The organism is Microbacterium resistens, from assembly GCF_031456305.1.
GTDB lineage: Bacteria > Actinomycetota > Actinomycetes > Actinomycetales > Microbacteriaceae > Microbacterium > Microbacterium resistens_A.
Genome location: NZ_JAVDUM010000021.1, coordinates 18351 through 29488 on the forward strand (window position 1 = coordinate 18351; position 11138 = coordinate 29488).

The window sequence follows — 11138 nt, forward strand, 5'->3', positions numbered from 1 at the left end:
CCCGCAGCCTTCGAACGGCGGCAGCATCAGCCGGTCGACCGCGAAAACTGCCGTGAACTCGATTGACCGAATCGGACAATACTTAGTGTGACCATCCACGACGGCGAGATCATCCGCCGCTCCCTCGAGCAGCCATCGGCGTTCGCCGAACTGTACGACCGGCATGAGCGCGTCATCTTCCGCTACGCGGCCCGCCGGGTCGGTGCGTCCCTGGCGGATGACATTGCCTCGGAGACGTTTCTCGTCGCATTCACTCGTCGGCGAGACTTCACGGGTAGCGAGGACGCGCGCGCGTGGTTGCTGGGGATTGCCACCACCCTGATGCGGCAGCACGCACGGACGGAAGCGAAGGCATGGCGGGGCATGCTCGCGTCGGACCTGGCGCGCACCGATATCGACCAGATTGACGCCGCCGATGCTCGCCTCGACGCGAAGCGCCTCACCCGCCGCCTCGGCAAGGCACTCGCCCGACTACCTACCGGCGACCGCGACGCCCTTCTGCTGCACACGTTCGGGGATCTCGACTACGAGGGCATCAGCGAAGCGCTGAGCATTCCGATCGGTACCGTCCGTTCACGACTGAACCGAGTGCGCCGCAAGCTGCGCGCCGTTGCCGAACCCACTTTGAATCAAGAGAAGGAAGAGAGCCATGGACGAAATCTCGCTCCTGCGCCGAGCGCGGACTGACATCCCCGAGCGCAACCCGGCGAGTGTTGCCCGCGGACGGGCAACACTGTTCGCACAGATCGAGGCGGAAACGCCTTACGCTCCCTTCGCGGCCCTAGGCGACGACACATCGTTCACCCCTTTGCCGGTGCGGCGCCGTCGACGCCGCACCGTGGCGTGGACCGGGGTTACGGCCCTGGGCGCGGGCGCCCTAACGATCGCGCTCATTGGCGGCAATGTGTTCGGAGTAGGAGGCTGGCACGGCGGCGCCGATCCGGCAGCGGCCGACATGCTCAACGCCGCAGCCGTCGCCACCCTTGAAGTCACCGACCCCCAGCTCGCACCGGGCCAGTACCTACGCGTGCGCAATGATGCTGAGTACATGACCCAGGCGTGGCTCGACGAAGACGTGGACGCCGCCCGTGTGAACGGTGAGGTGCAGGACCTCAACACGGTCGAGCCTCAGTACTACATGTCACAGGAGCGGATGGAAGTGTTCCGTCCCTCGGATCGCAACGACACCTGGTGGAGGATCCAATGCCGGAGAAGCGTGGCCCAGACCTTCGGCCCGAAATCCGCGCTCGCGGCGCAGGAGGACCTTTCGATGGCTGACGGACCGATCGGGCAGCTTATTGAGATGCCCGGCGGGAGGATCAACTACGAATTGCCGGACGGGGGGGTGAAGGTCAGCGACCCGCCGAGCGGCTTCTCCGTTCCGGGTGGATTGAGTGACGACTTCAGCCAGTTGCCATTGGAACCGGGCGAGCTACTCGCCGAGATCTATCGTCTGACCGCCGGGACAGGCCCTTCCCCCGACGGCGAAGCACTCGTCTGGATCGCGGACACCCTACGAGGGGGCGCCGTACCTGCCGAATTCCGTGCTGCCATGTATCAGGCGGCCGCGCTCATCCCGGGCGTCAGCATCACCGACGAACAGGCGACCCTCAACGGACGCACCGGCACGGCCATCGGACGTGATGAAACGAACAACAACTTCCGGCAAGAGATCATCTTCGATCCCGCGACCGGACAATTCATCGGGGAGCGGACGGTAGCGCTGGAAGGCTATGGCGCCATTGCCGTTGGCGCCGCTCTGGCCGCTGGCACCACTGTTGCATGGACGGCCGTCACGACCGAGATCGTCGATGCCGCGCCGACCGACGTTTCCACGTGCAGCGCGTGACGGAAGGTACGCCGGTTGACAACCAGTCCAGTGCGCAACCCATCGGCCCATCCGACATCACGCTTCCGCCCACCGTTCAGATCGACATCACCTGTCTCGTGTCATCCGAGGGCAAAGCGGACCTCTTGGCTCCCCCGCGGTGAGAGGTCCGTGGTGGCCGATTCGCCCCACCGACCGTCCTAGCGCCAGCGCACCGGAAAAGACTGTTGGTGCCGCCGCCGAAGTTCTTCCCTTCGGAGGCGAACCACGCGGCCGACAATATCGCTTCTCCGTCAGTCGCGCGAACGCCGTACGGCAAGGCCTGCGATCAGACCAGTGGGCGAGCCGGTGCCTCATTCGCGGCAGCGTGGGCAGCCGCATTCGCGGCGGCGTGGGCGCTGCAGGGGACCGCTCCGCAGCCCTCGCAGACGACGAACTGGCTCCGGCACGACGGATCGGGGCAGTTGGCAGTCCGGTTGGTCGCCGTGCCGCAGCCCGCGCAGACGCCGATGACGGCCGTGTGCTCGCTGAAGTCGACCGATCCGCGCCCGTCGAAGACGTACAGGGACCCCTCCCAGAGACCGTCGTCGCCGAACCGCTCGCCGTAGCGGGCGATGCCGCCGTCGAGCTGGTACACCTCGCCGAAGCCCCGGGAGCGCATGAGCCCCGAGAGCACCTCGCAGCGGATCCCTCCGGTGCAGTACGTCACGACCGGGCGGCCCTTGAGATGGTCGTAGGCGCCGGAGTCCAGGAGGCCGACGAACTCGCGCGTGGTCTCGACATCGGGCACCACGGCGCCGCGGAACCGGCCGATCTGTGCCTCCAGGGCGTTGCGCCCGTCGAAGAGGACGACCTCGTCCCCGCGCTCGGCGACGAGATCGTGGAGCGCGTCCGGGGTCAGCCGGGTCCCGCCCCCGACGACGCCCTGGCCGTCCACCCGCAGCTCACCCGGTGCGCCGAAGGAGACGATCTCGTCGCGGACCTTGACGCTGAGCCTCGGGAAGTCGGTGCTGTACCCCTCGGCGTCGATGCCCGTCCCTTCACTCCACTTCACGTCCGCGTCGCGGAACGGCGCATAGGAGCGGAAGGAGCGGAGCCATCTCTTGACGGCGGGGAGATCGCCGCCGAGCGTCCCGTTGATGCCGTCGCGGGAGAGGACGATGCGTCCGCGCAGGAGCAGCGCCTCGCAGAGATCGCGCTGCCACAGCCGGATCGCCTCGGGGTCGGCCAGCGGCGCGAACGCGTAGAACAGCACGATCTTGGGAGTGGCCACCCCGAGATTCTAGGCCGAGCCGGACCCGGCGGCCGGGCTACGCCGCGGCCGCTTCCTCCCGCTCGCGCGAGCGGCGCCGGGACCAGGCGCCGGCGGCATCGCTGGAGAGCGCCAGCAGGGCGAGGCACTCCAAGGACGCGGTCAGCAGCGTGCCGTTGAACCGCAGGGCCTGCTCACCGCTGAGATAGCTGAGCGCCGTGCCGATGATCGCGAGGGTGAGCAGGATCATGAGCGTCGCCCTGGACCTCCGCCCCCGTCGCAGCACGAACCAGCCCATCACGATCTGCCCGACCGTGAGCAGGGCCGCGCCGCCGACGATCACGGCGAGGACGACCCTGATCTCGACGTCTCTGCCGGCGAGCCCCGCCCAGATCTCCGGGTCGAGGAACAGCGCCAGCAGGTCGATCAGCCCGCCGACGATCACGATCACCGCGGCGCCGATGACCGTCAGCGGCGCACGGTGCACGGCGTCGTCGGCCTCCGCCGATGCGCCGACCGGCGCTGCGGCCTCCTCGACGTCGTGCTCGTCGACGCTGACGGCGCTCACGTCCAGGATCGGGAGGTCGCCGTCGGTGATGAAGCGGTCGCCACCGCCGTTGCGCGAGTGATAGCCGGTGGTGAAGTCGCGGAGCACACGGACCTCGACCGCGGGGTCCGCCTCCTGGGCGCTCGTGACGACGTAGTCGCGCTCGATGTCGGTGTTCTCGTCGATGCGATGGGTCAGCTGCAGCGTGAAGAGGGAGAGGCCGACGTCGGTGTCGTACGTGCCGGCGCCGAGCCATCCGACCTTCGCGCCGCCCGGCAGCAGCCAGCCGGGCGGGCAGTGCCAGAAACGCACGTGGTGGCGCTGCTTGGGGTTCCCCGCGACCTCCTGCTGATAGGCGACGTCGTGCCTCCGGCCGAAGAGCATGAGCGGCGACACCGGCGCGGTCGGATAGCTCCGCCGAGTGAGGGTCGAGACGATGATGCCCCAGGTGGAGGCGGCGGTGATCTCGTCCGCGCGATGCCATCCGGCCTTCGCCATCACCGCGTCCAGCTGCACGGCTGATCCGTCGACGGCGAGGTTGACCGGATCTCCGAGGAGCCCCTCCGCGGTGCGGGTCCGCCCGAAGAAGTAGTCGGGCACATAGAGGTCCGACAGCATGCGATGCAGCCGCGGCAGCACGAGATACGCCGTGATCCCCCATACCGGGATGAACAGCAGCACGGACCACGGATAGCGGAACCCTTGCAGGCCGATGATGACGGTCAGCCACACCGCCGACGCGGTGGCCACCAGGAACGCCACCCGGTCGAACAGCGTCGATGCCGGAAGCGGCTGCTGCATCTGCATCGCCCACCGCCGCCGCACCGAGTGAGGGGCCGGCCGGTCCGTCATCGCGCCTCCTGCGAGTCCTCCGTCTGCGTCCCGGAGCGGATTCCTCGCCGCCTCCGGATCTCCCATGATCGCACTGCGGCGTCTCGCCTGTCCCGTTCCCGCGCCGGGCCCGGTGTGCGATGATCCCGGACAGGGCGGTCCCGCCGGCCGCTCCCCCGCGCACCGATGGAGGACGCGATGACGGAGGACGCGATGACGACGCACACCGTGACGAACCAGCCGCCGCCGCGCGAGGGCGTGGACGAGTACGCCCTGAACCTCCCGCTCTCGGAGGGCGTGCGCCGGCACGGCGCCGCCTGGGCCGAGGAGGAGCTGACGACCTCGGGGACGCTGGTCGGATCGGCCGCGTTCCAGCACGACGCCGAGCGCGCGCACGCGGTCGAGCCGGAGCTGCGCGCCTTCGACCGCTACGGCCATCGAATCGACGAGGTGGAGTACCACCCCGGCTATCACGCGGTGATCGGCGCGGCCCTCGCCGCCGGGGCGCACACCTCGGCCTGGGCCGATCCCCGCCCGGGCGCCCAGGTGGCGAGAGCCGCGCAGTTCATGCTGTTCGCGCAGGTCGAGCCGGGGCACGCGTGCCCGGTCTCGATGACGCACGCCGTCGTCCCCGCGCTCACCGCATTCGCACCGGCCGAGCTGCAGGACGCCTGGCTCCCGCGGCTGTACGACCGCGGGTACGACTCCGCGCTCTCCCCCGGCAAGCCCTCGGCGCTCTTCGGCATGGCGATGACCGAGAAGCAGGGCGGATCCGACGTCCGCGCGAACAGCACGACCGCCACGCCCTCCTCCGACGGCGGATACCTGCTCCTCGGGCACAAGTGGTTCTGCTCGGCGCCGATGTCCGACGCCTTCCTCGTGCTCGCCCAGGCGCCCGGCGGCCTGTCCTGCTTCCTCGTGCCGCGGGTCCTCCCCGACGGGTCGCGCAACGTCTTCCTCATTCAGCGTCTGAAGGACAAGCTCGGCAACCGTTCCAACGCCTCGTCCGAGGTGGAGTTCGACGGCACGCGGGGCTGGCTCGTCGGCGAGGAGGGGCGCGGGGTCCGCACGATCATCGAGATGGTGAACCAGACGCGCCTCGACTGTCTGCTGGGGACGACGGCGGGCATGCGGCAGTCCACGGCGGAGGCGATCTGGCACGCGCAGCACCGCTCCGCCTTCGGCGCTGTGCTGGCCGAGCAGCCGGCGATGACCCAGGTGCTGGCGGACCTCGCGGTCGAGACGGAGGCGGCGACCGCCGCGTCCCTCCGGATCGCCGCCGCCTACGAGGCGGACGCCCCGGAGGCCGACGTGGCCTTCCGGAGGCTGGCGACCGCGGTGATGAAGTACTGGATCTGCAAGCGCGGTCCCGGCCACGCCTACGAGGCGCTGGAATGCCTGGGCGGCAACGGCTACACGGAGGCGTTCCCGCTCGCCCGGCGCTACCGCGAACAGCCGGTGATGGCCGTCTGGGAAGGCTCGGGGAACGTCATCGCGCTGGACACCCTCCGCGCGATCGCCCGCGAGCCCGAGACGCTGGCCGCCTTCTTCGCCGAGGTACGACGTGCGGGCGCAGCGGACACCCGCCTCGACGCGTTCGTGTCCGGCACCGAGCGGCTCGCCCGCGAGGTGCTCGCCGATCCCGCGTCAGCGAGCGCGCAGACCCGTGCGCGCTCGCTGACGGAGGCTCTCGCGGTGTCCCTGCAGGCATCGCTCCTGGTCCGGTTCGCCCCGCCCGAGGTCGCCGACGCGTTCTCCGCCGGCCGGCTCGCCGGGCGCGGGTTCCTCTACGGCGCCGAGCCGATCGGCGGCGCGTCCGCGATCGTGCGGCGGCACGCCGGGACCTGAGAAACGGGAGCGAGGAACCGGAGCTAGGGAACGGGACGGGCCAGGGGAGAGAGACCGCGTCAGCCCAGTGCTCCGGGCCACACGACGGCCCGCAGCGCGTCCCGGGTCGCGTCGATCGTCGCGGCGCCCCGCGAGGTCCTGCGCACCGCGAGGGAGATGCGGCGGTGCGCGTTCCGGTCCCGGAGCGGGATCGCGGTCACGCCGTCCGGCAGCGGTCCGCGGCCGAGGCGCGGGATCGCGGCGATCGCGAGTCCGTGCGCCACGAAGCTCATGAGCGAGTCGAACTCGCCGGCCTCGTAGATGCGCCGGGGTCGGAGGGTGAGCACCTTCTGATGGCTGACGAGCCAGTCGCGGTAGGACGGCTCGCCCTCGGGCGTCAGAGCCCAGGACCGATCCCGCAGATCCGTGAAGACGAGCGACTCGGCCCGCGCAAGCGGGTCGGCGGTCGGCACCAGCACGTCGATCGGATCCGTTCCGAGCGGGACGTGCGTCAGCATCGGGTCCTCGATGCCCTCGCCCTCCCCCCAGGTCTTCACGATCGCGGCCTGCATCCGCCCGGATCGGACCGCGTCGAGGGCGGCCGCGGGCTCCAGCTCGTGCGGGCGGACGATCAGCTCCGGATGCTCGCGGGCGAGCGCGGCCATCGCCGGGACGAGCAGCCCTCGAAGCGCCGTCGGGAAGGCGGCGACGTCGATCGTGCCCGCGGTGCCCGACATGGTCGTCGCCGCGAGGTCGTCGAGCTCGAGGACGAGCCGACGGCCCCGCGCGACGACGCCTCTGGCCCGCTCCGTCAGCACCACCCGTCGTCCGACCCGCTCGACCATCGGGGCACCGAGGGCACCCTCGATCCGCCGGAGGTGCTGGGTGATGTTCGAGGGCGTGTAGCCGAGCCGGGCGGCCGTCGCCGTCACCGTGCCCTCGTCCTCCAGCACCACGAGGATGCGCAGCCCGAGAAGGTCGATCATTCAGTGAGACTAAACGATCAGGTCCATAGATCGGAAATGGACCTCACGATGATGCGCGCGGAGAATCATCAGCATGACGCCCGCGATCGCCGCCACCGCCCCTCGGCGCACGAGGACGGGCGCGGTCTCGATGCTCGCAGTCGCGATGGCGGGATGGGGCACGATCGGCATCTTCGCGCGGGGCGCCGATGCGAGCCCGCTCACGGTCGCGGCATGGCGGTGCGTGTTCGCCATCGGCGCCCTCACCGTCCTGTGCCTGATCGTCCGCGGCTTCACCCGGAGCAGGTTCACCCGACGCAATGTCGCCTTCACCCTGCTGGGCGGGGTGGCGCTCGTCGCCAACTGGGTGCTGCTGTTCGCGGCGTACGACACGACGACCATCACGATCACGACCGTGAGCTATCATGCCGAGCCCTTCTTCCTCGTCGCCATCGGCGCCCTCATCACCCGCCGGCGCCCCTCGCTCCGCGTCATCGCGTGGTTGGCCGTGGCCTTCGCCGGCCTCCTGCTCGCGACCCGCTTCATCCGGCTCGACGGCTTCGCCGTGGACGAGGGGACCCTGCTCGGCGCGTCCTTCGGCACCGGAGCCGGGCTGCTCTACGCCGTCATGACCCTCCTGGCGAAGTACACGGACGGGATCCACCCGCAGGTGATGACGCTCATGCAGTGCATGCTGGGCGCGGTCGTCCTGCTGCCCTTCGCCGACGCGCTGGACTGGAGCGGGACCGGCTGGCGCTGGATCGCCGCGATGGGGGTGATCCACACCGGGCTGCTGTACTGGTTCCTCTATGCGGCGGCGCGACGGCTGTCCACGGTCACGCTCGGCGCGATGGCGTTCGTGAACCCGGCCGTCGGGATCCTCACCGACATCCTCCTCACCGGCACGATCCCCACGGTGGAGCAGCTGATCGGCATCGCGCTGATCGTGGCCGCGACCCTGACGATCACCCTGCGCGGGGACGAGGAGGAGGCCGCAGGGATGGACCGCCAGGAGGGCGGGCGGACGGGACTCGGGCTCGGGTCGTCGGGGCGCGGGTGATGAGCGTCAGCCGATGAGGCGTCCGCGCAGGTCGTCGAGCTCGGCCGCGGTGAGCCCGCCGTCCTGCAGGTAGGCGGCCGCCCCTCCCCGCGCATCGACCCAGCCCAGCGCGGCCTCGATCGCCGCGGGCGGGGTCGCCGTCACGAGCGCGGTCACTGCGGGGACGATGGGCACTCCCCACTCCTCGGCGCGGGCGAGCATGCGATCCGCCCATTCTCCGGCGAGGTTCGCCTCGCTCGACGCGTAGTCGGCGACGACCGCGGCCCGCTCGGCGCCCACGACGTCCAGCAGCAGCGCCGTGGCGACGCCGGTGCGATCCTTGCCCGCGGTGCAGTGCACGAGCACGCCGCCGCGCTCCGGCTCCGCCGGGCGGGCGATCAGGCGCGCGACGTCCGCGAACGCGGACGCGCCGTGCTCGAGCATCGCGACATAGAGGTCCGGCAGGGTCGGGATGCGCGACATCATCTCCCGCATCGCCTCCGGGCTCATCTCCTCGGGCCTGGGGGCCGCCATGGCGCCCTCCAGCAGGGACAGCGAGACGGTCCGGATCGGGCGGGACGACGGCAGGCGGTTGGGCGCGTCGGCGCGTTCGGCGTCGGTCCGGAAGTCGACGACCGCGCCGATCGGCCCGTCCGCGATCGTGCGGAGGCCATCCTCGGTGACGGCGAACAGCGCGTCCGAACGGAACAGCACGCCGCCCCGCGTCGCGCCACCGTCGGCCAGCGGCGTCCCGCCGGTGTCCCGGGAGTTGTGGGTTCCTGCGATCAGCGCGGTCATGCGGTCTCCTCTGCCTCGATGACGGACGCTCGAAGCGTATCCGGGACGGATGCGAGAGGGCGACTCGGCCCCGTCGAGTTCTCCACAGGGGATTCAGTTCTTCGAACATTTGTTCTAAACTTGGGGTATGGCCATCGCCCCTCCCGCTCCGCATCACCCGGCCGTTGCCGACGGCCGCGCCGGTGGCGGTCGGCCTGGTGAGGGTCGAGATGGTGAGGGTCGAGATGGTGACCGTCGGGATGCGGACGGTCGGGATGCGGAGCTCCTGGACGAGTGGGCGCGACTCACCGCGACGATCGCGTCGCTGGAGGCACGCCGCGCCGAGATCCTGCACGAGCGGATGGAGCGGCTCGCCGCGACAACGGAGGGTGCGCTCGGCGGCGGATCCGTGGCATTCCGCTCGATGACCGCGGAGTTCGCGGCGGCGGGACACCTGCCGCACACCACGATGGAGGGCGTCTTCGGGGCCGCCTGGTCGCTGGTCGAACGGTATCCGGCCACGCTCGACGCGCTCCGCCAGGGCACGATCGGCCTCCGTCACGCCGAGACGATCGTGTCGGCGGGCACCGTGATCCCCTTCGACGACGATGCGCGCCGGGCCGAGTTCGAGCGGCGCGTCCTCCCCTTCGCCGAGAGCGAGACGGTCGCGCGCACCCGCGTGCATGCGAGGGGGACGGCTGCCGCGCTCGTCCCCGAGACGCTGGCCGAACGGCATCAGCGCGCCAGGGCGGAACGCAGTGTCAGCATCGCTCCCCTCGACGATGGCCTCGCCGAGCTCCGCGCCGTCCTTCCCGAGGTCCTCGCCCAAGCCGTCTACGACCGCCTCACGGCGATCGCGAGGCACGTGGCGTCCCCACGACCGACGGCGTCGTCGACGGACGGCACAAAGCCTAAGAGTGCGGGGCCGGCGAGCACAGGGCCAGAGATCTCAGGACCGAAGAGCGCAGGACCGGAAGGCGCAGGACCGGAGGACACAGGGTCGATGGGGTCCGGGACGGATGATCGCACGTTCGACCAGATCCGCGCCGACGCGCTGGCCGACATCCTCCTCACCGGGGATCCCTCCGCCGTCTCCCGATCGGCCGTCGAGTCGATCACCGCCACCGTGCAGGTGACCCTCTCGGCGCACACCCTCTCAGGCGCTGATGATCGCATGGCGGAGCTGGACGGCCATGGCCCGCTCCTCCCGTCGCTCGCCCGCGAGCTCGCCGCCGGGGCGACGAGCTGGAACCGTCTCTTCCTCGATCCGGCCGGGCAGGTCGTCGAGACCGACGCGTACACGCCGACCGCCTCGATGAGGCGTCGCCTGCGGGCAAGGGACCAGCACTGCCGGTTCCCCGGATGCCGAGCGCCCGCCCATCGCTGCGACGCCGATCACAACCGGGATCACGCCAAGGGCGGCCGCACGACGATCCGCAATCTGAGCCTGTTCTGCCGCCGACATCACACGCTGAAGCATCCGGATCTCGATGATCGGGACCGCTGGTCGGCAGAACAGCTCGACGGCGGCCTGATCCGATGGCGGAGTCCCCTGGGTCGGGAGTACGTGGACATGCCGCCGCCGCGCGTGATGTTCACATGAGTCGCAGCATCACCATGCAGCCATGCCCTCTAGCCACAGGAGCGATAGCGGGTGACGGAGAGTGACATCGGGTGACCGAGAGTGACAGGAGCAGCAGGGCGCAAAGCAGAACAGCAGGAGCAGCAGGAGAGTGACGGGGAACAGCAGAGAGCAACAGGGAGCGGGCAGTGGACGGAGAGCGACGGGGAGCGATGTCGACACTCGCCCTGACCCGGCGCATCCCGGCGTGGACATGATCGCGGCGGACGTCGGGTAGGATGGTCTGCGGCCCTCCGGGGCTCCTGGAGGATTCGCCTAGTGGCCTATGGCGCACGCTTGGAAAGCGTGTTGGGGATGAAACCCCTCGGGGGTTCGAATCCCCCATCCTCCGCCATTGTGTTGAGTCGCGGCATAGATGACATCTGAGTCGCGGCATAGATGACAAGTTATGAGAAAGAGCCCGGCCATCGGCCGGGCTCTTTCTCGTTGT

The 11138-nt window shown here is 70.2% G+C and carries 9 protein-coding genes and 1 tRNA gene; 6 read left to right on the plus strand and 4 right to left on the minus strand.

Annotated features, from left to right (window positions below; all coding sequences use genetic code 11):
* The first annotated feature begins 87 nt into the window (after positions 1-87).
* Together J2Y69_RS17950 and J2Y69_RS17955 are read left to right on the plus strand one after the other, a co-directional pair.
* Entirely contained in the window at positions 88-687 is a 600-nt protein-coding gene (locus J2Y69_RS17950; RefSeq protein ID WP_310023333.1) for an RNA polymerase sigma factor, read from the plus strand.
* The gene (locus J2Y69_RS17955; protein ID WP_310023335.1) at positions 650-1849 is read left to right on the plus strand and encodes a CU044_5270 family protein; all 1200 of its coding nucleotides are present in this window, start codon (positions 650-652) and stop codon (positions 1847-1849) included. Before J2Y69_RS17950 ends, J2Y69_RS17955 begins: the two co-directional genes overlap by 38 nt.
* Positions 1850-2156: 307 nt before the next feature.
* Here the strand turns inward: J2Y69_RS17955 and trhO are convergent, their stop codons facing one another.
* Positions 2157-3101, minus strand: coding sequence for an oxygen-dependent tRNA uridine(34) hydroxylase TrhO (gene trhO / locus J2Y69_RS17960; RefSeq protein WP_310023337.1), 945 nt, complete (start codon positions 3099-3101; stop codon positions 2157-2159).
* Between the two features lie 37 nt (positions 3102-3138).
* Positions 3139-4479 carry an LssY C-terminal domain-containing protein gene (locus J2Y69_RS17965; RefSeq protein ID WP_310023339.1) on the minus strand — a complete coding sequence of 447 codons (1341 nt, stop codon included), beginning with the start codon at positions 4477-4479 and terminating at the stop codon, positions 3139-3141.
* Positions 4480-4656: 177 nt separating this feature from the next.
* Here J2Y69_RS17965 and J2Y69_RS17970 point away from each other — a divergent pair, with 177 nt between their 5' ends.
* Complete coding sequence (locus J2Y69_RS17970) at positions 4657-6306, plus strand: acyl-CoA dehydrogenase family protein (protein WP_310023341.1); 1650 nt, start codon at positions 4657-4659, stop codon at positions 6304-6306.
* 59 nt (positions 6307-6365) lie between these two features.
* On the opposite strand, the gene J2Y69_RS17975 is transcribed toward J2Y69_RS17970, so the two are convergent.
* The gene (locus tag J2Y69_RS17975) at positions 6366-7271 is read right to left on the minus strand and encodes a LysR family transcriptional regulator (RefSeq protein WP_310023343.1); all 906 of its coding nucleotides are present in this window, start codon (positions 7269-7271) and stop codon (positions 6366-6368) included.
* 73 nt (positions 7272-7344) lie between these two features.
* Here J2Y69_RS17975 and J2Y69_RS17980 point away from each other — a divergent pair, with 73 nt between their 5' ends.
* Complete coding sequence (locus tag J2Y69_RS17980) at positions 7345-8310, plus strand: DMT family transporter (RefSeq protein ID WP_310023345.1); 966 nt, start codon at positions 7345-7347, stop codon at positions 8308-8310.
* 6 nt (positions 8311-8316) lie between these two features.
* Here the strand turns inward: J2Y69_RS17980 and J2Y69_RS17985 are convergent, their stop codons facing one another.
* The gene (locus J2Y69_RS17985) at positions 8317-9087 is read right to left on the minus strand and encodes a tyrosine-protein phosphatase (RefSeq protein ID WP_310023346.1); all 771 of its coding nucleotides are present in this window, start codon (positions 9085-9087) and stop codon (positions 8317-8319) included.
* Between the two features lie 127 nt (positions 9088-9214).
* Between J2Y69_RS17985 and J2Y69_RS17990 the strand changes: the two genes are divergently transcribed.
* Positions 9215-10669 (plus strand): HNH endonuclease signature motif containing protein, encoded by a 1455-nt coding sequence (locus tag J2Y69_RS17990; protein WP_310023348.1) that lies wholly within the window; start codon positions 9215-9217, stop codon positions 10667-10669.
* Between the two features lie 283 nt (positions 10670-10952).
* Positions 10953-11042: transfer RNA gene (locus J2Y69_RS17995), tRNA-Ser, on the plus strand.
* Positions 11043-11138 lie beyond the last annotated feature (96 nt).

Coding starts and splice junctions, on each gene's coding strand:
- J2Y69_RS17970 (WP_310023341.1), top strand. CDS start 4,657: ATGACGGAGGACGCGATGACGACGCACACCGTGACGAACCAGCCGCCG.
- J2Y69_RS17975 (WP_310023343.1), bottom strand. CDS start 7,271: ATGATCGACCTTCTCGGGCTGCGCATCCTCGTGGTGCTGGAGGACGAG.
- J2Y69_RS17985 (WP_310023346.1), bottom strand. CDS start 9,087: ATGACCGCGCTGATCGCAGGAACCCACAACTCCCGGGACACCGGCGGG.
- J2Y69_RS17955 (WP_310023335.1), top strand. CDS start 650: ATGGACGAAATCTCGCTCCTGCGCCGAGCGCGGACTGACATCCCCGAG.
- J2Y69_RS17980 (WP_310023345.1), top strand. CDS start 7,345: ATGACGCCCGCGATCGCCGCCACCGCCCCTCGGCGCACGAGGACGGGC.
- J2Y69_RS17990 (WP_310023348.1), top strand. CDS start 9,215: ATGGCCATCGCCCCTCCCGCTCCGCATCACCCGGCCGTTGCCGACGGC.
- J2Y69_RS17965 (WP_310023339.1), bottom strand. CDS start 4,479: ATGACGGACCGGCCGGCCCCTCACTCGGTGCGGCGGCGGTGGGCGATG.